Source organism: Noviherbaspirillum suwonense, from assembly GCF_900182955.1.
Lineage (GTDB): Bacteria > Pseudomonadota > Gammaproteobacteria > Burkholderiales > Burkholderiaceae_D > Noviherbaspirillum_A > Noviherbaspirillum_A suwonense.
In genome coordinates, this window is the sequence record NZ_FXUL01000001.1 from 309,170 (window position 1) to 332,005 (window position 22,836).

Consider the following 22,836-nt stretch of genomic DNA (forward strand, 5'->3'; position numbering starts at 1 on the left):
CTCGCTGAAAACAACTGCCAAATATTCAACTAATAGATATTTTCTCAAGTTTCCAGACTGCCCATATTGCATTCAAGCAAACTATCGTGCGGCATTTCCGGCTTCGATAATGTAATTTTCAGTTACACGGAGCGGCGTCCCGTTCCCGTTGGCCGGGCATCCGGGAGCACGCGGTTTGCGCCATGTCAGCATGGTAAAATTACGGTTTCGCAGGCGCCGCGGTTTCAGCATGCGTGCCTGACTTCCCAACCAGTCTGATTCGAGCCGAACTTCCAATGGATTTATTCGCAAAAGAAACTATCCCCATTTCTCTGGAAGAAGAGATGCGCAAGAGTTACCTCGATTACGCGATGAGCGTGATCGTGGGGCGCGCGCTTCCGGACGTCCGCGACGGTTTGAAGCCGGTGCATAGGCGCGTCCTGTTCGCGATGCATGAAATGAACAACGTGTGGAACCGGCCGTACGTGAAGTGCGCCCGCGTGGTCGGCGAGACGATGGGTAAATACCATCCGCACGGCGACGCCTCGATCTACGATACGCTGGTCCGCATGGCCCAGCCGTTTTCGCTGCGCTACATGCTGGTCGACGGGCAGGGCAATTTCGGTTCGGTCGACGGCGACGGCGCCGCGGCGATGCGTTACACCGAGTGCCGGCTCGACAAGATCGCCGGTGAAATGCTGGCCGACATCGACAAGGAAACCGTCGACTTCGTGCCGAACTACGACGGCAAGGAAAAAGAGCCGTCGGTGCTGCCCACCAGGATCCCCAACCTGCTGATCAACGGTTCGTCCGGCATCGCGGTCGGCATGGCGACCAACATCCCGCCGCACAACATCAGCGAGGTGATCGGCGGCGCGTTGCATGTGCTGCATAACCCGGACGTGACGGTCGACGAGCTCATCGAGCTCATCCCGGCGCCCGATTTCCCGACCGGCGGCATCATTTACGGCATTTCCGGCGTGCGCGACGGTTACCGTACCGGCCGCGGCCGCGTCGTCATGCGCGCGAAGACGCACTTCGAGGAATTCGGCAAGGAACACCGGACCGCGATCATCGTCGACGAACTGCCTTACCAGGTAAACAAGAAGTCTCTGCTCGAGCGTATCGCCGAACTGGTGCGCGACAAGAAGCTCGAAGGCATTTCCGACATCCGCGACGAGTCCGACAAGTCGGGCATGCGCGTGGTGATCGAGTTGAAGCGCGGCGAAGTGGCCGAGGTGGTGCTCAACAACCTGTACAAGCAGACCCAGCTGCAGGATACCTTCGGCATGAACATGGTGGCGCTGGTCGACGGCCAGCCCAAGCTGCTGAACCTGAAGCAGATGCTGGAGTGCTTCCTGTCGCATCGCCGCGAAGTGGTGACGCGGCGCACCGTGTTCGAACTGCGCAAGGCGCGCGAGCGCGGCCATTTGCTGGAAGGCCTGGCCGTTGCGCTGGCCAATATCGACGATTTCATCGACATCATCAAGGCGGCGCCGACGCCGCCGGTGGCCAAGACCGAGCTGATGGCCCGGTCGTGGGATTCGTCGGTCGTGCGCGAGATGCTGGCGCGCACCGGCGAAAACAATGTCGGCGGTATCGAGGCATTCCGCCCGGCCAACCTGCCGCGCCATTACGGGCTGCAGCCGGACGGCATGTACAAGCTGTCCGACGACCAGACCCAGGAAATCCTGCAGATGCGCCTGCAGCGCCTGACCGGCCTGGAGCAGGACAAGATCGTCAACGAGTACCGCGAAGTGATGGAAACCATCGCCAACCTGCTCGACATCCTGTCGCGCCCGGAGCGCGTGACGGCCATCATCACCGATGAGCTCAATGCGGCGATGAACGAGTACGGCGGTCCCAAGGACGAGCGTCGTTCCACCATCGAGAATAATGCGACCGACCTCGGCACCGAAGACCTGATCACCCCGCAGGACATGGTCGTGACGCTGTCGCATACCGGCTATATGAAGTCGCAGCCGGTTTCCGAATACCGGGCGCAAAAGCGCGGCGGACGCGGCAAGCAGGCAATGGCGACCAAGGAAGACGACTGGATCGACCAGCTCTTCATCGCCAATACGCATGACTATATATTGTGCTTCTCCAACCGCGGCCGGCTGTACTGGCTGAAGGTCTGGGAAGTGCCGCAGGGTTCGCGCAACTCGCGCGGCCGCCCGATCGTCAACATGTTCCCGCTGCAGGATGGCGAGAAGATCACCGTGGTGCTGCCGCTATCCGGCGAAAACCGCACGTTCCCGGAAGACCATTACATCTTCATGGCGACCAGCCTGGGCACCGTGAAGAAGACGCCGCTGTCGGATTTCAGCAATCCGCGCAAGGCCGGCATTATCGCGGTCGACCTCGACGAGGGCGACTTCCTGATCGGCGCCGCGCTGACCGACGGCCAGCATGACGTGATGCTGTTCTCCGACTCCGGCAAGGCGGTGCGCTTCGACGAAAACGATGTGCGCCCGATGGGCCGCACCGCGCGCGGCGTGCGCGGCATGAACCTCGAGGAAGGCCAGCAGGTCATCGCGCTCCTGGTGGCGGAAAACGAGCAGCAGTCGGTGCTGACCGCGACCGAAAACGGCTACGGCAAGCGCACGCCGATCACCGAGTACACCCGGCACGGCCGCGGCACCAAGGGCATGATCGCGATCCAGACCAGCGAGCGCAACGGCAAGGTCGTGGCGGCCACGCTGGTCGAGCCAAACGATGAAATCCTGCTCATCACCACCGGCGGCGTGCTGATCCGCACCCGTGTCGCGGAAATCCGCGAGATGGGCCGGGCAACCCAGGGCGTGACGCTGATCGCCGTGGAAGACGGCACGCATCTGTCGGGGCTGCAGCGCATCGTCGAATCCGACGTCGCCGAGGCGGACGAGGACGACAACGAGGCGCCGGAAGTTCCGGCGGCGGAAAGCGAGTGATGCGGGCGGGGCCGACGGCCTCGCATACCTGGCGCGAATGCGAGTAGACCATGAGTGATGAAAAATTGACGCCGTTGCGGGCGCGAATAGACGCGATCGACGCGCAGATCCTGGCGCTGTTGGGCGAGCGGGCCGGCGTGGCGCAGGAAGTCGGCCACATCAAGGCCGAGACCAATGCGCCGGTGTTCCGGCCGGAGCGCGAGATGCAGGTCCTGCGCAATGTCGCCGAGCGCAATCCCGGCCCATTGGCCGACGGCGACGTGCAGACCATCTTCCGCGAAATCATGTCGGCCTGCCGCGCGCTTGAAAAGCGCGTGACCGTCGCTTACCTGGGGCCGGTCGGCACCTTCAGCGAGCAGGCGGTGTACCAGCAGTTCGGCCACGCGGTGGACGGCATGCCGTGCGCGTCGATCGACGAGGTGTTTCGCGCGGCCGAAGCCGGCACCGCCGACTTCGGCGTCGTGCCGGTGGAGAATTCCACCGAGGGCGCGATCAACCGCACCCTCGACCTGCTGCTGCAGACGCCGCTGACCATCAGCGGCGAGGTGTCGCTGCCGGTGCATCACAGCCTGATGACGGCCAGCGGCACGATGGCCGGCGTCGAACGCATCTGCGCGCATCCGCAGGCGCTGGCCCAATGCCAGGCCTGGCTGAACCAGCACTATCCGGCAGTGGCCCGGCAGCCGGTGTCGTCCAACGGCGAAGCCGCGCGGATGGCGGCCGAAGACGGCACGGTCGCGGCCATTGCCGGCGAGATCGCCGGCGAAAAGCATGGCCTGCAGGTGGTCAGCGCGCATATCCAGGACGATCCGCACAACCGCACCCGCTTCGCGGTGATCGGGCGGCTGCGCACGTCGCCCAGCGGCCACGACCACACGTCGCTGGTGCTGTCGGTCGCCAACAAGGCCGGCGCCGTCTACAACCTGCTGGCGCCGCTGGCCAAGCACGGCGTGTCGATGACGCGCTTCGAGTCGCGGCCAGCCCGGATGGGCACGTGGGAATATTATTTCTACGTCGATGTCGAAGGCCACTCGGACGACGAGCGCATGGCCCGCGCCCTGGTCGAGCTGAAAGAAAACGCCGCATTTTTCAAGGTGCTGGGCTCCTATCCCTGCAGCTTGTAACGGGGTGCGGCGCCGGTCTCCGGGCCGGCGCCCGCCGCTTTTCAATTACAGAATGTCACCATCATCATGCCGATAGAATTTGGACCAGAATATGTGCGGCGCCTTGCGCCCTACCAGGCAGGCAAGCCCATCTCCGAAGTGGCGCGCGAGTTCGGCCTGGATGAAGCCGGCATCGTCAAGCTGGCGTCGAATGAAAACCCGCTGGGCATGCCGGAGTCGGCGCGCAAGGCCATGCTGGCCGCGGTGTCGGACATCGGCCGTTATCCGGATGCAAACGGTTTCGTGCTGAAGAAGGCAATCAGCGCCAAGTACGACGTACCGGAAGACTGGATCACGCTGGGCAACGGCAGCAACGACATCCTGGAGCTGGCCGCGCATGCGTTCGTCCAGCCGCACGAGTCGGTCGTCTATTCGGAGTATTCGTTTGCGGTGTATGCGCTGGCGACCCAGGGCGTCGGCGCCCGCGCCATCGTGGTGCCGTCGGTGCATTACGGCCATGATCTCGGCGCGATGGCGCGGGCCATCGAGTCCGACACGCGGCTGATCTTCATTGCCAACCCGAACAACCCGACCGGCACGTTCGTGCCCGCCGCCGAGATCGAGAAATTCCTGGTGGCCGTGCCGCCGGAAGTGGTGGTGGTGCTCGACGAGGCGTACAACGAATACCTGGCGCCGCAGCTGCAGTACGAATCGGTCGCCTGGGTGCGCCAGTATCCGAACCTGCTGGTGTCGCGCACGATGTCCAAGGCCTACGGCCTCGCCGGCCTGCGCGTCGGCTTCGCGATCGCCCAGCCCGGGCTGACCGACCTGCTCAACCGTATCCGCCAGCCGTTCAACGTCAACAGCCTGGCGCAGGCTGCCGCGGTAGCGGCGCTGAACGACAAGCAGTTCCTGCATGAAAGCGCGCAGATGAATGCGGCCGGTTATGTGCAGCTGACCGAGGCGTTCGACGCGATGGGCATCGAATACGTGCCGTCCTTCGGCAACTTCGTGCTGATGAGGGCGGGCAATGACGACGCCGCCGGCAGCCGGGTCAATCTGGCGCTGCTGAAGCTGGGCGTGATCGTGCGGCCGGTCAGCAATTATGGCCTGCCGCAATGGCTGCGCATCTCGATCGGCCTGCCCGAAGAAAACACCGCGTTCCTCAATGCATTGAAAAAGGCGCTGGCCGAGTGACCGGCGCGCAGCGGGAAGCGGCGGAGCCCATGTTCCGGAAGATCGCCATCTTCGGCGTCGGCCTGATCGGCGGATCGTTCGCGCTGGCCCTGAAGAAGGCCGGCGCGGTCGCGCACATCGTCGGCGTCGGGCGCAGCCTGCGCTCGCTCGAACGGGCGGCCGAACTGGGCATCATCGACACGTTCTCGACGTCGCCGGCGGACGCCGTGGCAGGCGCCGACCTGGTGCTGATCGCCGCGCCGGTTGCGCAGACCGGCGCCATCCTGGCCGCGATACGGCCGCACCTGCAGCCGGGCACCGTCGTCACCGACGCCGGCAGCACCAAGACCGACGTCGTGGCTGCCGCCCGCGCCGCGCTGGGCGACAAGATTGCCTGCTTCGTGCCCGGCCATCCGATCGCGGGCCGCGAGCAGAACGGTCCGGACGCCGCGCTGGTGGAGCTGTATGTCGGCAAGAAAGTCGTGCTTGCCGCGCTGCCCGAGAACGACCCGGCGGACGTCGAGCGCGTGGCGCAGGCCTGGCGCCTGTGCGGCGCCGTCATCCACGCATTGAGCGCGGAAGAGCATGACAAGGTCTTCGCCGCGGTCAGCCACCTGCCGCACCTGCTGGCCTATGCGCTGGTGGACGACATTGCGCGCAAGCCGCATGCGGACCTGCTGTTCCAGTACGCGGCCAGCGGCTTTCGCGACTTCACGCGGATCGCCGGCTCGTCGCCCGAGATGTGGCGCGACATCACGCTGGCCAACCAGCCCGCGATGCTGGCCGAACTCGACGCCTATCTCGTCCAGCTGGGACAGCTGCGGACCCTGCTGGCAAACCGGGATGGCGCGGCGATCGAGGCGGTGTATGCGAATGCGCAGCAGGCGCGGCATGAATGGATCAGCACCATCGAAGCGGCGGAAAAGCAATCAAGACAAGGCGGTGACTGATGAAGCGCTATCCCCATTCCCTGGACCTGCAGCCCGCGATCCGCGCCGTCGGCACGGTCAGGCTGCCCGGCTCGAAAAGCATATCCAACCGCACGCTGCTGCTGGCCGCGCTGGCGGAAGGCACGACCGAGATCCGCGAACTGCTGGCGTCCGACGACACCCACGTGATGCTGATGGCGCTGCAGAAGCTGGGCGTGCGCTGGGAGCAGGCGGGCGTCAGCCAGGATTACACCGTGCATGGCGTCGGCGGCGCGTTTCCGACGCACCAGGCCGACCTGTTCATGGGCAATGCGGGCACCGCGATCCGGCCGCTGACTGCGGCGCTTGCCGTCACCGGCGGCGACTACACGCTGCATGGCGTGGCGCGCATGCATGAGCGGCCGATCGGCGACCTGGTCGATGCGCTCAACGCAGTCGGCGCGCGCATCGCCTATACCGGCGAAGTCGGCTATCCGCCGCTGCACATCCAGCGCGGCCATATCCATGCGCACCGGATGGCGGTGCGCGGCAATGTGTCCAGCCAATTCCTGACCGCGCTGCTGATGGCCGCGCCGCTGATGGCGCGCGACCAGGCAATCACCATCGACGTCGTCGGCGAGCTCATTTCCAAGCCCTATATCGAGATCACGCTGAACCTGATGCGCCGCTTCGGCGTGGAAGTGCAGCGCGACGACTGGCGGTCCTTCACCATCGCCGCCGGCGAACGCTACACCAGCCCGGGCGCCATCCATGTCGAAGGCGATGCGTCGTCGGCCTCGTACTTCCTCGCGGCCGGCGCCATTGCCGGCGGGCCGGTGCGGGTCGAAGGTGTGGGCCGCGACAGCATCCAGGGCGACCTGCGGTTCGTCGAGGCGCTGGAGCAGATGGGCGCGCAGGTCACCATGGGCGAGAACTGGGTCGAAGCCGCGTCGAGCGGCGTGCTGAAGGCGATCGACGCCGACTTCAACCATATTCCCGACGCGGCGATGACGATTGCCGTCGCCGCGCTGTTCGCCGACGGCCCGTCGACGCTGCGCAACATCGGCAGCTGGCGCGTCAAGGAAACCGACCGGCTGAGCGCGATGGCAACCGAGCTGCGCAAGCTCGGCGCCACGGTCGAGGAGGGCGCCGACAGCCTGCGCATCACGCCGCCGGCGGAAATCCTGCCGGCCGCGATCGACACCTATGACGACCACCGGATCGCGATGTGCTTCTCGCTGGCCTCGCTGACCGGCGCCGCCCGGCCCGGCGCCCGGATCCGGATCAACGACCCGAAGTGCGTCGCCAAGACCTTTCCCGATTACTTCGAGGCATTTGCCTCGATCACCAAAGACGAGTTGTTTTAATGACCGGCACGCCGATCCCCGTTATCGCCATCGATGGACCCACGGCTTCCGGCAAGGGCACCGTTGCCCACCGGGTAGCCGACCGCCTCGGTTTCCACTATCTCGATTCCGGCGCGCTGTACCGGCTGACCGCGCTTGTGGCGCTGCGGCATGAAACCTCGCTGAAGGACGAACATGCGCTGGCCAAGCTGGCGGCCGGGCTGCCGTGCTCGTTCGTCGGCGAACACATTTACCTGGGCAAGGAAGATGTCAGCCAGGCCATCCGCAGGGAGGAAGTGGGCAATACCGCGTCGCGCATCGCGGTGCTGCCCGCCGTGCGCCACGCGCTGGTCGGCCTGCAGCTGGGCTTTCGCAAGCCGCCCGGACTGGTGGCCGATGGACGCGACATGGGCACCGTCATATTTCCGCATGCACAACTCAAGGTTTTCCTGACCGCAAGCGTTGCGGCGCGTGCGGAAAGGCGATATAAGCAATTGATTGAAAAAGGCTTTGCTGCTAACATGGCCGACCTTCTTCAAGATTTGACTGAACGTGACGCGCGCGACGCCAACCGTTCGATAGCACCTCTCAAGCCTGCCGAAGGGGCATACCTGCTGGATACTTCCGACATGAACGCCGACGAGGCAGTCAGTCAGGTCCTCAACTGGTACGCCGCAGTGAGGAAACGACATGACGCCGGCGGTTGAAAACACTGTTCCCGACGCCATTTAGGAAGTTCCTGCAGTACCTGGTGCCGCGCGCATGCAAAGTGCAGCGCGGCGTTGAAAAACCTTAACCCAGATGTCTCGCATTTCGCGTTTCACTGGCTAACCCCAATCAAATCTATGTCTACAGTATTAATGTCACCTGCGTCCGGCAATTCTGGTGCAGATAGCTTTGCAGCTCTGTTCGAGGAATCGCTGTCGCGTCAGGACATGCGCTCTGGTGAAGTGATTTCGGCTGAAGTCGTCCGTCTCGACCACAATTTCGTGATCGTCAACGCCGGCCTGAAGTCCGAAGCATTCATCCCCATCGAAGAATTCAAGAATGACAACGGTGAGCTGGAAGTCAATGTCGGCGACTTCATCTCCGTTGCCATCGAGTCCCTGGAAAACGGTTTCGGCGACACCATCCTGTCGCGTGACAAGGCCAAGCGCCTGGCATCCTGGCTGTCGCTGGAAAAAGCGATGGAATCCGGCGAGATCGTCACCGGCACCGTCAACGGCAAGGTCAAGGGCGGCCTGACCGTCCTGACCAACGGCATCCGCGCATTCCTGCCGGGTTCGCTGGTCGACACCCGTCCGGTCAAGGACACCACGCCGTTCGAAGGCAAGACCCTGGAATTCAAGGTCATCAAGCTCGATCGCAAGCGCAACAACGTGGTGCTGTCGCGCCGCGCTGTCATCGAAGCATCGATGGGCGAAGAGCGTCAGAAGCTGATGGAAACCCTGAAGGAAGGCACCGTCGTCACCGGTATCGTCAAGAACATCACCGACTACGGCGCATTCGTCGACCTCGGCGGCATCGACGGCCTGCTGCACATCACCGACCTGGCATGGCGTCGTGTGCGTCATCCGTCGGAAGTGCTGTCGGTCGGCCAGGAAATCACGGCCAAGGTCCTCAAGTACGATCAGGAAAAGAACCGCGTCTCGCTGGGCGTCAAGCAGCTGGGCGACGATCCTTGGACCGGTCTGTCACGTCGTTACCCGCAAGGCACCCGCCTGTTCGGCAAGGTCACCAACCTGACCGACTACGGCGCATTCGTCGAAGTCGAGCAGGGCATCGAAGGCCTGGTCCACGTTTCCGAAATGGACTGGACCAACAAGAACGTGGCACCGAACAAGGTTGTCCAGCTGGGCGACGAAGTCGAAGTCATGGTCCTGGAAATCGACGAAGAGCGTCGCCGTATCAGCCTGGGCATGAAGCAGTGCAAGCCGAACCCATGGGACGACTTTGCCATCACCCACAAGAAGGGTGACCGCGTCAGCGGCGCGATCAAGTCGATCACCGACTTCGGCGTGTTCATCGGCCTGCCTGGCAACATCGACGGCCTGGTGCACCTGTCCGACCTGTCCTGGACCGAGAGCGGCGAAGAAGCCGTGCGCCGGTTCAAGAAGGGCGACGAACTGGAAGCTGTCGTGCTGGCAATCGATGTGGAGCGCGAGCGCGTTTCGCTGGGCGTCAAGCAACTCGAAGGCGATCCGTTCAACAACTTCGCTGCAATGAACGACAAGGGTTCCATCGTTCACGGCACCGTGAAGTCGGTCGAGCCTAAGGGCGCCGTGATCCAGCTGTCCGAAGAAGTCGAAGGCTATCTGCGTGCATCCGAAATCTCCCGCGACCGCGTGGAAGATGCCGGTACCCACCTGAAAGTCGGCGACAAGGTCGAGGCCCTGGTCATCAATATCGATCGCAAGTCGCGCAGCATCCAGCTGTCGATCAAGGCGAAAGATAATGCAGAGACCCAGGAAGTCATGCAGAAGATGTCGGTTGATTCCAACACCGTTTCGGGCACCACCAGCCTGGGCGCGTTGCTGAAAGCAAAGCTCGACAACAAAAACTAAGGTCGCGTCTCAATGACTAAGTCGGAACTGATTGCCCGTCTGGCCGAACGCTATCCGCAGCTTGTCGCAAAAGATGCGGATTACGTGGTGAAAACCCTGCTCGATGCGATGTCCGATGCACTGGCCACCGGCCAGCGCATCGAAATACGGGGATTTGGCAGCTTTGCGCTGAATATCCGGCCGCCTCGCACCGGTCGTAATCCGAAATCGGGCGACAAGGTGATGGTTCCCGAAAAGCGGGTGCCGCATTTCAAGCCCGGCAAGGAATTGCGGGAGCGGGTCGACGCGATGGTTGGGCAGCCGATCAAGGAAGACTGAGTCATTGTTGCACTACCTACAAAACGGCATTCTCGGATGCCGTTTTTTTTCGCGTACAATTTCGGCTGTTTTGGCCCGGATGACAAGGAATACCGGACATGAAATTTTTATCCCGCATCATTGGCATTGTCCTGTTCATCCTGTTCTTTGGTTTCGCTCTGAAAAATACCCAGGAAGTGGCGCTGCGCTTTTTTCTGGGATACGAGATCCACGCACCGCTGGTGCTGATGCTGCTCGGCTTCTTTGCCAGCGGCGCGATCCTTGGCGTGCTGGCGATGACGCCGACCGTGGTGCGCTACCGGCGCAGCAGCGAACGCCAGAAAATCGCCATGTCGACAGCGCAGGCGGGAAGCAGGCCGCTAGACGCGGACAGCGCGCAGCCGCCCCAGCCTGGCGCTTACTGAATGCCGTCCCTGAACAGGCGGCGCTGCGCCGCCGCACAATAACAACACAAGAATCCGCATGGAATTTGAAACCTGGTGGCTGCTCGGCATCCCCATATTTTTTGCCCTCGGCTGGGTCGCCGCCCGTGTCGACATACGCGAGCTGGTGTCCGAGTCCCGCACCTTGCCGACAGGCTACTTCAAGGGCCTGAACTTCCTGCTGAACGACCAGCCGGACAAGGCGATCGATTCCTTCATCGAGATCATGAAGCTCGATCCGGAGAGCATCGAGCTGCACTATGCGCTGGGGAATCTGTTCCGCCGCCGCGGCGAGACCGAACGTGCGATCCGCGTTCACCAGAGCCTGCTGGCGCGCCAGGACCTGCCGGCCGAGCACAAGGCCCAGGCGCAGTTCGAACTGGGGCAGGATTACCTGAAGGCCGGGCTGCTGGACCGCGCCGAGGAAGCATTCAACCACCTGATCAGCACCAGCTATTCGGTGCAGGCGCAGCGGGCGCTGCTCGAGATCTACCAGCGCGAAAAGGAGTGGACGCGGGCGATCGAGGCCGCGCGCGGCCTGCAGGATTCCGGCGCCGGCAGCCGGCAAAAGGAAATCGCCCAGTTCTACTGCGAACTGGCGCACGATGAGCTGGTGCACACGCACCCGGACGCGGCGCTGGTCATGCTGGAAAACGCCGTGGCCGCCGACCGCAAGAACGTCCGGGCGACCATGCTGATGGGCGACGTGCACCTGGCGCGCGGCGACACCGAAGCGGCGCTGATGGCATGGCGCCGGGTCGAACAGCAAAGCGTGCCGCACGTGGCCCTGGTTGCGCAGCGGCTGATGGACGGCTACCGCGCACTCGGGCGTCCGCAGGAAGGCATCAATCTGCTGAAGTTTTACCTGGCGGAAGCATCCTCGATCGATCTGCTGGAAGTGGTTTTCAAGGCGGTGCTCGAACTGAATGGCGTGGAAGCCGCGAACCAGCTGGTGCGCGACGAGTTGCGCCGCACGCCGACATTGCTGGGCCTGGACAAGATGCTGGAAGCGCGGATGATGAATGCGGCGCCGGAAGACCAGTCCGACCTGTCCATGGTGCGCAACCTGGTGCATGGCTATGCGCAGAAACTGGCGCGCTACCAGTGCAGCCACTGCGGCTTCAAGGCGCGGCAGTTCTACTGGCAATGTCCAGGGTGCAGCCAGTGGGAAACCTATCCGCCGCGCCGCACCGAAGAACTGAACGTGATGAATTAATCGATCCCGATCCTGAACCCGATTTGTTGGCCTAGCAGATGAACACTCCCCACCAGCCTTTTCCCGCTTCCCCGCCGTCGCTGGCCGCACTGTCGTCCACCCGCTTGCTGATCGCTGGCGACATCATGCTGGACCGGTACTGGTTTGGCGAGGTGAGCCGGATATCGCCCGAAGCGCCGGTGCCTGTCGTGCGCGTCCAGCGGCGTGAAGAACGCCTGGGCGGCGCGGCCAACGTTGCCCGCAACGCGGCGGCATTAGGTGCGCAGACCGGCCTTCTGGGCGTGGTCGGTGAAGATGAAGCCGGCGCTGCGGTCGAGCGCATGCTGACCGAGACCGGCACGGCGAGCTACCTGAATCATGACGACGCGATATCGACCATCATCAAGCTGCGTGTGATCGGGCGCCAGCAGCAGTTGCTGCGCATCGATTTCGAGGAAGCGCCCAGCGATATCGTGCTGCGCGACAAGCTGAGCCGCTTCAATGCGCTGCTGCCGGCCTACGACCTGGTCGTGCTGTCCGATTATGCAAAGGGCGCGCTGGTGAACGTGGCGGACATGATCACCGCCGCCCGGGCGCTGGGCAAGCAGGTCCTGGTCGATCCCAAGGGCGACGACTTTTCGCCGTACGCGGGCGCGTCGCTGCTCACGCCGAACCGGGCCGAGCTGCAGCATATCGTCGGCAGCTGGAAGACCGAGGAGCAGCTGACGACGAAGGCGCAGCGCCTGCGCGAAGAGCTGGCGCTCGAAGCCCTGCTGGTGACCCGTTCGGAAGACGGCATGACCTTGTACACCGCGGACGCCGTGCGGCATTTCCCGGCGATGGCGCGGGAAGTGTTCGACGTGTCCGGCGCCGGCGACACCGTGATTGCGACGCTGGCGACCATGCTGGGCGCGGGACTGCCGCTGGCGGATGCGGTGGAAATGGCCAACCGCGCCGGCGGCATCGTCGTGGGCAAGCTGGGCACCGCAACGGTGACCCGGGAGGAGTTGTTCGGCAGCTGAAGGCAGGGTGTCAACCGTCGGCAGGGTGGCGCGTTAAGGCGGGCAGACATGGATCATGTCCGATTCACAATCCTCATCTTTTCCCCCCTCGAAGTCCTTTTCGGAGAACATCATGTTCAAGAGATTGTTGCTGTCGGTCGTATTCTGCATGTCCGCCATCGGTGCCGCGTTTGCTGCCGACATCGAGATCAACAAGGCTGACCTTGCCAGCCTCGACGGTGTAAAGGGTATCGGGCCGTCGCTGGCCAAAAACATCATCGAAGAACGGAAAAAGGGCGACTTCAAGGACTGGTCGGACTTTGAAAAGCGGGTCAAGGGCGTCAAGGAAAAGCGCGCGCTGAGACTGTCCGACGCCGGTCTGCGGATCAATGGCCAGGCTGTTGGGAAGTCCGCCGCGGCGCCCGCGGGCAAGCCGGCCAAAAAGGACGACCCGAAGAAGTCCTGACATCCGTCGCAGTGCGGCAATACAGGAAAGCCCCGTTGAACAGGGGCTTTTTTGCAGGCCGGGCCCGCTGCGTCCGGGAATGGGGGCGCTCCAGCGTCGCTTGCCGTCTGCGATTAAAATGGATGTTTAATTGAAGCGGACGCGAACCGACATGCAATATCCCACGATCGAAGATACGGTAGGCAATACGCCACTGGTGCAACTCAAGCGCATACCCGGTGAAGAAGCGGCCCGACGCAATAATGTGATCCTTGGCAAGCTCGAGGGCAATAACCCGGCGGGCTCGGTCAAGGACAGGCCGGCGCTGGCGATGATCAAGGGCGCCGAAGCACGCGGCGATATCAAGCCTGGTGATACGCTGATCGAAGCCACCAGCGGCAATACCGGGATCGCACTGGCAATGGCCGCCTCGATGCGCGGCTACAAGATGGTGCTGCTGATGCCGGAAAACCTCAGCCTGGAACGGCGCCAGAGCATGGCCGCCTATGGCGCGCAAATCGTGCTGACGCCCAAGACCGGCGGCATGGAGTATGCAAGGGACCTGGCCGAGCAGATGCAGAAGGAAGGGCAGGGAATCATCCTGGACCAGTTCGCCAACCCGGACAATCCGCGTTCCCACTATGAATCCACCGGGCCGGAAATCTGGCGCGACACGGGCGGCGAGATCACGCATTTCGTCAGTGCGATGGGCACGACCGGCACCATCATGGGCGTGTCGCAATATCTGAAGGAAAAGAACGAAGCGATCCGTATCATCGGCGCGCAGCCCGACGAAGGCTCGCAGATTCCCGGCATACGGAAATGGCCCGAGGCTTACCTGCCACGGATTTTCGATCGCTCGCGGGTGGACCAGGTGGAAAACGTCAGCCAGGCGGCTGCGGAGCACATGGCGCGCAGGATGGCGGTGGAAGAGGGTATTTTTTGCGGCATATCGGCCGCCGGGGCTTGCGAGGTGGCGCTGCGCGTGTCGCAGACAGTGGAGAATGCGACGATCGTTTTCATCGTCTGCGATCGCGGCGACCGCTATCTCTCCACGGGCGTTTTTCCCGCCTGATTGCCGGCGCGCCTGAAAGCGCAATGAAAAAAGCGGCGCCAGGCATCGGCGCCGCCCTGTCGTTCCGCGAAAGCGGTGTCAATCGTTATTGAATGCGCCCGCAGCCGAACCGCTCTTCGGTTTGAACTGCTTGTCGCTGATGCGGAATTTGTCGCGGCGGTCGCCCATCAGCACGCGCAGTTCACGGATGGTCAGGTCGCTGACTTCGTGCATGCGGATGAGCAGCGAAGCGCCCACCGGGAGACGTCGATGGCGGATCTTGCTGATCACGGGCGGCGCGACCTCGAGCGCACGCGACAGGGCCGCGTCGTTCTTCAGATTCAGCTTTTCGATCAGCGAGTCCAGCAGGTTGTTGGGATCATAGGCGACTGTTTCTGCAGGCCGCTTGCTTGCTGCGTTTTCAAAGGGATTGTTCATGATAGTTGTGACTTCCATAGTGCGCTTTCAATAACGGGGATGCCCAGGGTTCTGGCAGCGTGTCCTGTCTTGGCTGATGCCGGGATTTAAGAACCGGTGATGCATTAGTGCAATTATTAGCGATATGGTGTCATTTAGACAGCCAAATTCGCTAAAAATTTATCATGGGAAATAATGCGTTTCTTATGAGTAAAATTGCACAGCCGGAAAACGCTTTAGTTATTAACTGCTGGGCGGGATTTTATCCAAGGTCATGAACCTTGTCACGAAAAGTCGTGCAGTATTTTGCAATTGAAGAATCGCATGCAAATTACTGATTCATATCGTTAAATATGAGCGATAGTCGACCATGGATAAAAGCGTGGTTCAAGGATGTTCACTTCTTTTGAATAATTTCACCCAGCCATCCTTGCCAAGTGCCTTGAGCGTAGCGATATTGCGCTTGTAGATCGCATCGGTATCGGGCACGGACGCCACCGCGCGGCTGATGCTGTCTTCCCTCAGCAGGTGCAGGATCGGATAGGGCGCGCGGTTGGTGTAATTGCTCACGTCGTCACGCTGGGTGCCGGAAAACTGGTAATCCGGATGAAAGCTGGCGATCTGGATCTCGCCCTCCATGCCCAGCCCGGCCAGGATCACGTCGGCGATATCGAGAAATTCGTTGTAGTCGGAAAAATCCTGCAACACCCACGGATGGATGAGCAGGGTAGTGTCCGTGAGCTCCGGGTCGCATTCATGCAGGTAAGTCAGCTCCTGCGTCAGCGCTGCGACCAGCTGGTCCGGTTCGGTCGCTTCGGTGACGGCGTAGCGGACCTGTTTTTTTACGTGGACGGCGCGGGCGAACGGGCACAGGTTGAGGCCGATCACGGCGGTTTCCAGCCAGGACTCGACGTCGGACACAATGCGCTGGTGATCGCCGGAAGAAGAATTGTTCATTGATTAGGCACGGGAAATGCGGGTCCATGATGATGCCAGGGCCGGGCTGGCACGGTGCGCGACGCGGCGGACAGCCGTCTTTCGCGCAATTTATTTCGGCCAGCCAGGCTGCGGTCGGATGGATCGGCTATTCTTGCGCTCCCTTGAATATGTTTGGATGTGAATTATGGCGCTGAAGTCAACGATCTATAAAGCGGATCTGCAAATTGCGGACATGGACCGGCACTATTACCAGGAACACAGCCTGACGCTGGCCCGACATCCATCCGAGACTGATGAGCGGCTGATGGTGCGCCTGGCGGCTTTCGTGCGGCATGCGCATGCGGCGCTGGTCTTTGCCAAGGGCCTGTCGGATGTCGACGAGCCGGATCTCTGGCAGAAGGACCTGACCGGCGCCATCGAACTCTGGATCGACGTCGGCCAGCCGGACGACCGTCGCATGCTGAAGGCCTGCGGCCGCGCCAGTGAAGTCATCGTCTACAGCTATAGCAGCACCAGTGCAATCTGGTGGGGCCAGGTCGGCAACCGCGTCGAGCGCGCCCGCAACCTGACCGTCTACAACCTGGCCGCAGGCGCCAGCGAAGCGCTGGCCGCGATGGCCCGGCGCAGCATGCAGTTCCAGTGCACGATACAGGACGGCCAGTTCTGGATCAACGACGGCGACACGCCGCTGGAACTCGAATTCACCGTGCTCAAGGCGCGCGGCTGAAGCCGGCGGGGCCGGCATGCCGGCCCCGCATCGCGAGCCGTCCGTCGGCAGGCCTCAGCCGCCGCGCGCGGCGCGCACTGCGCGGCCGAGGTCGATCACGGACATCGCGTAGAAAAAGCTCCGGTTGTACTGGGTGATTGCAAAGAAATTATTCGCGCCCAGCCAGTATTCGGTCGGCGCGCCGCCGTTTTGCAGGTCGACCAGGCCAAACAGCATGTCAGCCGGCGGTTCCACTGTCGGCCGGATGCCGGCGGTGCGGATCTCGTCGAGCCGGAACTTGGCTTCCAGTCCCTGGTTCAGGAACATTTCCCAGCCATTGCCCGACGACGCGTCGAGATTGGCCGGAAACACCGTCGGTTCGCCGCGCTTCCAGCCATGCGCGACCAGGAAGTTGGCGATGCTGCCGATCGCATCCACCGGCGAATTGCGCAGGTCGACCTTGCCGTCGCCGTCGAAGTCGACCGCGTAGCTGCGTATGCTGCCGGGCATGAACTGCGGCCAGCCGACCGCGCCGGCATACGACCCGCGCAGCGAGAACGGGTCGATGCCGCTTTCCCGCGCAAATAACAGCGTGTTGGCCAGTTCGCCGCGGAAGTATTCCATGCGGGCGGTCCGCGTCGGCGTGTCGGGATAGGCGAATGCCAGCGTGGTCACCGCATCCATCACGCGGAAGTTGCCCTTGTTGCGGCCGTAGACGGTTTCCACGCCGAGGATGCCGACGATGATGTCGGGCGGCACGCCGTACTGCTGCTCGGCACGGTTGAGGGCGTCGCCGTAGTCGTTCCAGAAGGCGACGCCGGCGTCGATGCGCACCGGCTCGACGAAACGGGCGCGGTAGGCGGCCCAGTTTTTCGGCCGGCCGGGCGGCGCCGGTTTCATCAGCTGGATCGCGCTGTCGACGAAACGCACCCTGGCCAGCACATTTTCCAGTTCGGGCCGGCTGAAGCCGTGGCGGACCACCATGTCGTCGATGAATGCGCTGACGTCGCGCCACTGGCTGAAGTTGGCGAATTCGCCGCCGTCATCGGCGGCAACCGCGACCTTGCGGGCCTTGGCGGCGCGCTGGCCGGGTTCGGCGGCCTGGGTCTGGCAGCCGCTCAGGAAGGAGGAAGCAACAAGGAGGGACAGAAACAAACGACTTGAATTCATCGGGATCGCTTTAACAGGGATTTGAGTTGGTGAAGTGCGGCGCGCGCACTTTTCGCATTCGGCGTGTCCTGCATGCCGTAACGCAGGGATTCATAGAGTTCCAGGAAGGCGATTGCCGCCCGCTGCCTGGCCGGCGGCAGCGCAGCCTCGCGCAGCCGTGTCCGGTAGCTCAGCGGCCCTTCATGCGCGGCCCGCGGCCAGCCCGCCCTGGACAGATCGGCGCACAGCTTGCGGTACAGCCGTTCCGCCGGGTCCATCTTTTCGCGGTTGCGCACCAGCGGCAGCGCAACGAGCGCGGTGACCGCGGCGCCCAGCGTCAGCGCCAGCGCGGCCAGCGTGCCCCAGTCGGGGTCGTCGATGCCGAGCGACTGCAGGAAGCCGCGCTGCCGCGCCGGCGTATAGTCCAGCACCCACTGGTTCCAGGCATTGTTGATGGCGTCCCGGTTGTCGCGCAGCTTCTGCAGCGCCGCCGACCATGGTCCGCTGGCGGCATCGAAAAACAGCAGGTTGCCGAATTCGCCCCGCGGCCGGTTCGCGGCCAGGTTGCGCTCGACGCGGTCCGGCGCCACGGCGGCGGTCGGGTCGACCCTGACCCAGCCGCGGCCGGCGAGCCAGACTTCCGCCCATGCATGGGCATCGGATTGCCTGACGGTCAGATAGCCGTCGACCTGGTTCAGTTCCCCGCCCTGGTAGCCCGTGACGACCCGCGCCGGGATGTCCAGGATGCGCATCAGCACGACGAAGGCGCCCGCATAGTGTTCGCAGAACCCGGCGCGGGTGGAAAAGAGGAAGTCGTCGACGCCGTTGCGGCCCACGCGCGGCGGACGCAATGTGTAGCTGAATTTCTGCTCGCGGAACATCTGCAGCACCGCATTGACCATGTCGAGGTCATCGGCGGACCGGCTGCGCAGCTGCGTCGCGAATTCGTGGGTCTTCGGGTTGAAGCCGGGCGGCAGTTCCATCCAGTCGCGCAGCACCACCGGCGACTCGTCGGCCTGCAGCTGGTAGTCCAGCGACGACGCGACGTCATAGCGCACCCGCTCGGTGACGGCCTGCGCGGCAAGCAGCTGCATGTCCGGCTGGAGGCGCACCGTGTGCTGCGGAAGCTGCGGGACCGAGACCGGCACGTCGAGCGCGAACAGCGACTGCCGGTTGCCGGGTTCCTGCGTGACCTGGTAGCGCACCGGCTTGCCGCGGACCGCGACCCGGGTCGACGGCGGCAGCGTGGTCCCGGCCAGCGGGAGCCAGCGCCGGCCATCGTAATTGCCCAGCACCGGGCCGCGCCAGTACATCTTCGCCGGCGGCGGCGCGGCATCCAGGAAATGCACGCGGAATGCGATTTCCGGCGACAGCGTCAGGTCGGCGATCTTGCCCGGCTCCATGCTGTCGGACAGCCCGGTGCGCGCGCCCGTCGCATCGCCCGGCATGCCCCAGAACGGCCCCTGGATGCGCGGGAAGAAAACGAAGAGCACCAGCGTCAGCGGCGCGGCCAGCAGGAACAGGCGCAGCGCCATGCCCAGCCGCTCCCGCAGCGGCGGATGGGCGCCGGTGAACTGGAAGGACATCTGCGCGCTCAGGATGGCGATCACGCCGGCCGCCGCGAGCAGCGCGGTGGCGATGGTCTGCGAATAAAAGAAGTTGGTCAGCAGGACGAAGAAGCTGAGGAAGACCACGACGAACAGGTCGCGCCGCGCCCGCATCTCCAGCAGCTTCAGCGCCAGCAGCAGCACCAGCATGCAGACGCCCGCCTCGCGGCCGAGGAAGGTGCGGTAGCTCTGGTAGACGCCCATCATCAGCACCAGCGCCACCGGCAGCAGCAGCCAGCGCGCCGGCATCCGGTTGCCGCGGAAGGTGATCCAGCCGCGCCACAGCAGCAGCGCGCCGGCCGCCAGCGTGACCCAGGCCGGCAGGTGCCAGGCATGCGGGATCATGACCAGCGCGCAGGCGCCGATCAGCAGCAGGGTGTCGGATTTGTCCCTGGACAGGCCGCGCGACAACTGTTCGCGCAGGCTGGCCGCATGCAGTGCGTTGCGCTTCATGCGTCGGCACCGTACAGGGCCAGCGCCCGCAGGCAGGCTTCGCGGTGGGCGCCGCCGAGCGCCGCCGGGCTGGAAAACCCGCCCAGCCTGAATGCATAGGGCAGGTTGCGGGTTTCGGCCTCGATCACCCACCGGGTCATCCGCGACAGCCGGGTCTCGATATCGATGGACGCGGGCAGGGCAGCGAAATCGAGACGCATCTCGCTCGCCGCGCCGCCTTCGAAATGCTTGCTGACCAGCGCGCCGTCCCGGCCCAGGCGCGCGATCTGGCGCCAGGCCAGCCGCTTCATCGAGTCGCCGGCCTGGTAGGCGCGCACGCCGGCGAAGTCGTCCTGCCCGGCGCCGCCGCGGTCGTCGCCGGGCATCGCTTCCGCCGCCGGCAGCGGCGGCGCATGTTCTTCCGGCTGCGGATACACCAGTACCCGCTGCGCCGGATGCCAGTAGCTCCAGGCCCGCAGCAGGCCCAGCGGGAAACTGGTGTGCAGCTTGATGCGCGGCGCGTCCAGCCAGCCGCGGCGCACGGCCGGCGCCTGCAGCGTCACCAGGCAGGCGCCTTCGGCCGGAATGTCGAACGGCTGTTCCCTGCGCGGCATGCCGTCGCCGGTGAACCCGACCCAGACCGCGTAGCGGCCATGGCGGCGGCGGTTCGACAGGTGCAGTTCGAACTGCGCCTCTTCGCCGGCATGCACCGGGTTGGCCCGTCCCGGCGCCAGGTGCAGGTAGGCCAGGTTGCGGAACGTCAGGTGCATGGCGACCAGCGCCGTGCTGGTCAGGAAAAAGGTCAGCGCCAGGCCCATCGCCAGGTTGTAGTTGACCGCGCCGATGAACAGCAGGATCAGCAGCAGCGCAAAGCCGAGGCCGGCGCGGGTGGGCAGGATGAAGACGCGGCGCTGGCCCAGCACCACCTCGCCGGCTTCGGCCCCGTTGAGCCTGAACAGCCAGCGCGATGTCGTGTCGCGCAGGCCATGCGTCAGTGCGGCAAGCATGGCGGCGTCAGACCGGGACGGATTTCATCAGCTGCAGCACCAGGTCGCGGCTCGACGCCACGCTGCCGCCGGCGGCGCGCACCGGCCGCAGCCGATGCGCGGCGACCGGCACCAGCACGGCCTGCACGTCCTCCGGCAGCACATGGTTGCGGCCCTCCAGGGCCGCCCAGGCGCGGGCCGCCTGCAGCAGCGCGATGGCCGCGCGCGGGCTCAGGCCCTCGGCGAACAGGCCGTTCTGGCGCGATGCATGCACCAGCGCCTGCACGTAGCCGACCAGCGCGGCGGACGCATGCACGTCGCGCAGCGCGGCGCGGGCGTCGCCGAGTTCGCCGGGCGTCATCGCCGGAGTCATCGCGCGCACCATCGCGCGCCGGTCCTCGCCCATCAGCAGCGCGCGCTCGGCGGCGGCGTCCGGGTAGCCCAGCGACAGGCACATCAGGAAGCGGTCCAGCTGCGATTCCGGCAGCTGGAACGTGCCGATCTGGTGGCTCGGGTTCTGGGTGGCGATCACAAAGAACGGGTCGGGCAGCTCGCGGGTGACGCCATCGGCCGAGACCTGGCGCTCTTCCATCGCTTCGAGTAGCGCGGACTGGGTTTTCGGCGTGGCCCGGTTGATCTCGTCGGCCAGCAGCACCTGGGTGAAGACCGGGCCCGGATGAAAGGAAAAACCGTTCTTTTCGCGGTCGAACACCGAGATGCCGATGATGTCGGCCGGCAGCAGGTCGCTGGTGAACTGCACCCGGTTGAACTTCAGCCCCAGCGAGGTCGCCAGCGCCTGCGCCAGCGTGGTCTTGCCGACGCCGGGCACGTCCTCGATCAGCAGGTGGCCGCCGGCCAGCAGGCACACCAGCGCCTGGCGGACCTGGGACTCTTTGCCGACGATGACCTGTCCGACCTGGGCGGCGACGGCATGGATCCTGGAATACATAGATTTTCCTGCGGAGTAAAAAGGGGAAAACATCAGCGGCAGTGCCGGCCTTGTCCTTGCGCGTAGCGCGCCTCTTCAGTATTACGGCCGGTTTTCGATTTTCTTTTCCCCTATTGCCGGCTGCGCCGGCCGAAGTAGCGGAAATGACATGCGGACCTGCTGTTTTTCGTTAAACTAGGGCATTCTATGCGAGAACGTGACGACAGCGTTCCTCAAAATGACCACTGCCATTTATTGCCATACCGATTGCCTGGCCCATGAAATGGGCAGCTGGCACCCGGAGTCTCCCGCCAGGCTGCAGGCGATCGAAGACCAGCTCATCGCCAGCCGTATCGACACCTGCATCGACCACCGCGAGGCGCCGCTGGCCGACCTGTCCGACATCGGGCGGGTCCACCATGCCGACGCCATTGCCCGGATCCGCGACAACGTGCCGGCCGCCGGCGAGTATTACCCGATCGATGGCGACACGCTGCTCAATGCGCACAGCTGGCAGGCGGCATTGCGCGCCGCCGGCGCCGCGGTGGCGGCGACCGACGCGGTCATCGCCGGCGAACTCGACAATGCGTTCTGCGCGGTGCGCCCGCCCGGCCACCATGCGCGGCCGTCCGAGCCCATGGGTTTCTGCCTGTTCAACAATGTCGCGATCGCCGCCCGGCATGCGCTCGAGGTGCACGGGCTGGAACGGGTGGCCATCGTGGACTTCGACGTCCACCATGGCAACGGCACCGAGGAAGCCTTCCTGTACGAGCCGCGGGTGATGATGGTGAGCTTTTTCCAGCATCCGTTCTATCCGTACACCGGCGTCGGCGGCGAATCCCAGTTCAATCCCAACATGGTCAATGTGCCGGTCGCCGCCTACAGCGACGGCGAAAAGATCCGTCGGCTGGTGACCGACCTGTGGCTGCCGGCGCTGCGCAGCTTCCGGCCGCAGATGATATTCATCTCCGCCGGTTTCGATGCGCACCGCGAGGACGACATGGGCCAGATGAGCCTGGTCGAAGCCGACTATGCATGGATCACGCGGCAGGTGATGGCGGTGGCGAAGGAGTTTTCGCAGGGCCGCATCGTCAGCTGCCTGGAAGGCGGATACAGCCTGTCGGCGCTCGGCCGCAGCGTCGTCGCGCACCTGAAGGCGCTGGCCGACCTGGAGTAAAGCCGGGGCGCGGGCGCCGCTGCGGGTAGAATACCGCCTTCATTTCGAAAG

21 protein-coding genes are annotated in these 22,836 nt (G+C 64.1%); 15 read left to right on the forward strand and 6 right to left on the reverse strand.

What is annotated here, in order from left to right; all coding sequences use genetic code 11:
- The first annotated feature begins 275 nt into the window (after positions 1-275).
- The 13 genes from gyrA to cysM all read left to right on the forward strand — a co-directional run bounded on the left by gyrA (position 276) and on the right by cysM (position 14,465).
- A complete protein-coding gene (gene gyrA / locus QOL82_RS01410) occupies positions 276-2,912 on the forward strand; it encodes a DNA gyrase subunit A (protein WP_283440426.1) in 2,637 nt (878 codons plus the stop codon).
- Positions 2,913-2,962: 50 nt separating this feature from the next.
- Positions 2,963-4,036, forward strand: a complete 1,074-nt coding sequence (pheA, locus tag QOL82_RS01415; RefSeq protein WP_283440427.1) for a prephenate dehydratase — start codon at positions 2,963-2,965, stop codon at positions 4,034-4,036.
- A 66-nt stretch (positions 4,037-4,102) separates the two neighbouring features.
- Entirely contained in the window at positions 4,103-5,212 is a 1,110-nt protein-coding gene (gene hisC / locus QOL82_RS01420) for a histidinol-phosphate transaminase (protein WP_283440428.1), read from the forward strand.
- Between the two features lie 29 nt (positions 5,213-5,241).
- Positions 5,242-6,141: a prephenate dehydrogenase gene (locus QOL82_RS01425; RefSeq protein WP_283440429.1), complete on the forward strand. Its 900-nt coding sequence runs from the start codon at positions 5,242-5,244 to the stop codon at positions 6,139-6,141.
- Positions 6,141-7,466 carry a 3-phosphoshikimate 1-carboxyvinyltransferase gene (gene aroA, locus QOL82_RS01430; RefSeq protein WP_283440430.1) on the forward strand — a complete coding sequence of 442 codons (1,326 nt, stop codon included), beginning with the start codon at positions 6,141-6,143 and terminating at the stop codon, positions 7,464-7,466. The genes QOL82_RS01425 and aroA overlap by 1 nt, the downstream gene beginning before the upstream one ends.
- Complete coding sequence (gene cmk / locus QOL82_RS01435; protein WP_283440431.1) at positions 7,466-8,152, forward strand: (d)CMP kinase; 687 nt, start codon at positions 7,466-7,468, stop codon at positions 8,150-8,152. Before aroA ends, cmk begins: the two co-directional genes overlap by 1 nt.
- A 138-nt stretch (positions 8,153-8,290) precedes the next feature.
- Positions 8,291-10,009 carry a 30S ribosomal protein S1 gene (gene rpsA / locus QOL82_RS01440; protein ID WP_283440432.1) on the forward strand — a complete coding sequence of 573 codons (1,719 nt, stop codon included), beginning with the start codon at positions 8,291-8,293 and terminating at the stop codon, positions 10,007-10,009.
- Between the two features lie 12 nt (positions 10,010-10,021).
- Positions 10,022-10,327 carry an integration host factor subunit beta gene (locus QOL82_RS01445; protein ID WP_283440433.1) on the forward strand — a complete coding sequence of 102 codons (306 nt, stop codon included), beginning with the start codon at positions 10,022-10,024 and terminating at the stop codon, positions 10,325-10,327.
- A 98-nt stretch (positions 10,328-10,425) separates the two neighbouring features.
- Entirely contained in the window at positions 10,426-10,731 is a 306-nt protein-coding gene (locus tag QOL82_RS01450; protein ID WP_283440434.1) for a LapA family protein, read from the forward strand.
- A gap of 58 nt (positions 10,732-10,789) precedes the next feature.
- Positions 10,790-11,965, forward strand: a complete 1,176-nt coding sequence (gene lapB, locus QOL82_RS01455) for a lipopolysaccharide assembly protein LapB (RefSeq protein ID WP_283440435.1) — start codon at positions 10,790-10,792, stop codon at positions 11,963-11,965.
- 38 nt (positions 11,966-12,003) lie between these two features.
- On the forward strand, positions 12,004-12,966 hold the full coding sequence (gene rfaE1, locus QOL82_RS01460; RefSeq protein ID WP_283440436.1) for a D-glycero-beta-D-manno-heptose-7-phosphate kinase: 963 nt from the start codon (positions 12,004-12,006) through the stop codon (positions 12,964-12,966).
- 55 nt (positions 12,967-13,021) lie between these two features.
- The gene (locus QOL82_RS01465; protein WP_283440437.1) at positions 13,022-13,411 is read left to right on the forward strand and encodes a ComEA family DNA-binding protein; all 390 of its coding nucleotides are present in this window, start codon (positions 13,022-13,024) and stop codon (positions 13,409-13,411) included.
- Between the two features lie 151 nt (positions 13,412-13,562).
- Positions 13,563-14,465: a cysteine synthase CysM gene (gene cysM, locus QOL82_RS01470; protein ID WP_283440438.1), complete on the forward strand. Its 903-nt coding sequence runs from the start codon at positions 13,563-13,565 to the stop codon at positions 14,463-14,465.
- Between the two features lie 78 nt (positions 14,466-14,543).
- Here cysM and QOL82_RS01475 read toward each other — a convergent pair whose 3' ends face one another.
- Together QOL82_RS01475 and QOL82_RS01480 are read right to left on the reverse strand one after the other, a co-directional pair.
- Positions 14,544-14,882, reverse strand: coding sequence for a hypothetical protein (locus QOL82_RS01475; RefSeq protein WP_283440439.1), 339 nt, complete (start codon positions 14,880-14,882; stop codon positions 14,544-14,546).
- Positions 14,883-15,248: 366 nt separating this feature from the next.
- Complete coding sequence (locus QOL82_RS01480) at positions 15,249-15,818, reverse strand: DUF1415 domain-containing protein (RefSeq protein WP_283440440.1); 570 nt, start codon at positions 15,816-15,818, stop codon at positions 15,249-15,251.
- Between the two features lie 166 nt (positions 15,819-15,984).
- Here QOL82_RS01480 and QOL82_RS01485 point away from each other — a divergent pair, with 166 nt between their 5' ends.
- The gene (locus QOL82_RS01485) at positions 15,985-16,527 is read left to right on the forward strand and encodes a YaeQ family protein (RefSeq protein ID WP_283440441.1); all 543 of its coding nucleotides are present in this window, start codon (positions 15,985-15,987) and stop codon (positions 16,525-16,527) included.
- Between the two features lie 54 nt (positions 16,528-16,581).
- Here QOL82_RS01485 and mltB read toward each other — a convergent pair whose 3' ends face one another.
- The 4 genes from mltB to QOL82_RS01505 are packed head-to-tail and all read right to left on the reverse strand — an operon-like array spanning position 16,582 to position 21,629.
- A complete protein-coding gene (mltB, locus tag QOL82_RS01490; RefSeq protein WP_283440442.1) occupies positions 16,582-17,676 on the reverse strand; it encodes a lytic murein transglycosylase B in 1,095 nt (364 codons plus the stop codon).
- Positions 17,673-19,715 (reverse strand): transglutaminase TgpA family protein, encoded by a 2,043-nt coding sequence (locus QOL82_RS01495; RefSeq protein WP_283440443.1) that lies wholly within the window; start codon positions 19,713-19,715, stop codon positions 17,673-17,675. The genes mltB and QOL82_RS01495 overlap by 4 nt, the downstream gene beginning before the upstream one ends.
- Positions 19,712-20,701 carry a DUF58 domain-containing protein gene (locus tag QOL82_RS01500; RefSeq protein ID WP_283440444.1) on the reverse strand — a complete coding sequence of 330 codons (990 nt, stop codon included), beginning with the start codon at positions 20,699-20,701 and terminating at the stop codon, positions 19,712-19,714. Before QOL82_RS01500 ends, QOL82_RS01495 begins: the two co-directional genes overlap by 4 nt.
- Before the next feature lie 7 nt (positions 20,702-20,708).
- Positions 20,709-21,629: an AAA family ATPase gene (locus QOL82_RS01505; protein WP_283440445.1), complete on the reverse strand. Its 921-nt coding sequence runs from the start codon at positions 21,627-21,629 to the stop codon at positions 20,709-20,711.
- A 217-nt stretch (positions 21,630-21,846) separates the two neighbouring features.
- Here QOL82_RS01505 and QOL82_RS01510 point away from each other — a divergent pair, with 217 nt between their 5' ends.
- Positions 21,847-22,785: a histone deacetylase family protein gene (locus QOL82_RS01510; RefSeq protein WP_283440446.1), complete on the forward strand. Its 939-nt coding sequence runs from the start codon at positions 21,847-21,849 to the stop codon at positions 22,783-22,785.
- The last annotated feature ends 51 nt before the right edge of the window (positions 22,786-22,836 follow it).

Bases quoted from the DNA above. Each gene is read 5' to 3' on its own strand.
- gyrA (WP_283440426.1), top strand. From the start codon at position 276: ATGGATTTATTCGCAAAAGAAACTATCCCCATTTCTCTGGAAGAAGAG.
- cysM (WP_283440438.1), top strand. From the start codon at position 13,563: ATGCAATATCCCACGATCGAAGATACGGTAGGCAATACGCCACTGGTG.
- cmk (WP_283440431.1), top strand. From the start codon at position 7,466: ATGACCGGCACGCCGATCCCCGTTATCGCCATCGATGGACCCACGGCT.
- pheA (WP_283440427.1), top strand. From the start codon at position 2,963: ATGAGTGATGAAAAATTGACGCCGTTGCGGGCGCGAATAGACGCGATC.
- lapB (WP_283440435.1), top strand. From the start codon at position 10,790: ATGGAATTTGAAACCTGGTGGCTGCTCGGCATCCCCATATTTTTTGCC.
- QOL82_RS01480 (WP_283440440.1), bottom strand. From the start codon at position 15,818: ATGAACAATTCTTCTTCCGGCGATCACCAGCGCATTGTGTCCGACGTC.
- aroA (WP_283440430.1), top strand. From the start codon at position 6,141: ATGAAGCGCTATCCCCATTCCCTGGACCTGCAGCCCGCGATCCGCGCC.
- QOL82_RS01510 (WP_283440446.1), top strand. From the start codon at position 21,847: ATGACCACTGCCATTTATTGCCATACCGATTGCCTGGCCCATGAAATG.
- QOL82_RS01495 (WP_283440443.1), bottom strand. From the start codon at position 19,715: ATGAAGCGCAACGCACTGCATGCGGCCAGCCTGCGCGAACAGTTGTCG.
- QOL82_RS01500 (WP_283440444.1), bottom strand. From the start codon at position 20,701: ATGCTTGCCGCACTGACGCATGGCCTGCGCGACACGACATCGCGCTGG.
- QOL82_RS01425 (WP_283440429.1), top strand. From the start codon at position 5,242: ATGTTCCGGAAGATCGCCATCTTCGGCGTCGGCCTGATCGGCGGATCG.
- rpsA (WP_283440432.1), top strand. From the start codon at position 8,291: ATGTCTACAGTATTAATGTCACCTGCGTCCGGCAATTCTGGTGCAGAT.
- rfaE1 (WP_283440436.1), top strand. From the start codon at position 12,004: ATGAACACTCCCCACCAGCCTTTTCCCGCTTCCCCGCCGTCGCTGGCC.
- QOL82_RS01475 (WP_283440439.1), bottom strand. From the start codon at position 14,882: ATGAACAATCCCTTTGAAAACGCAGCAAGCAAGCGGCCTGCAGAAACA.
- QOL82_RS01485 (WP_283440441.1), top strand. From the start codon at position 15,985: ATGGCGCTGAAGTCAACGATCTATAAAGCGGATCTGCAAATTGCGGAC.
- QOL82_RS01505 (WP_283440445.1), bottom strand. From the start codon at position 21,629: ATGTATTCCAGGATCCATGCCGTCGCCGCCCAGGTCGGACAGGTCATC.
- QOL82_RS01465 (WP_283440437.1), top strand. From the start codon at position 13,022: ATGTCCGATTCACAATCCTCATCTTTTCCCCCCTCGAAGTCCTTTTCG.
- QOL82_RS01445 (WP_283440433.1), top strand. From the start codon at position 10,022: ATGACTAAGTCGGAACTGATTGCCCGTCTGGCCGAACGCTATCCGCAG.
- hisC (WP_283440428.1), top strand. From the start codon at position 4,103: ATGCCGATAGAATTTGGACCAGAATATGTGCGGCGCCTTGCGCCCTAC.
- mltB (WP_283440442.1), bottom strand. From the start codon at position 17,676: ATGAATTCAAGTCGTTTGTTTCTGTCCCTCCTTGTTGCTTCCTCCTTC.
- QOL82_RS01450 (WP_283440434.1), top strand. From the start codon at position 10,426: ATGAAATTTTTATCCCGCATCATTGGCATTGTCCTGTTCATCCTGTTC.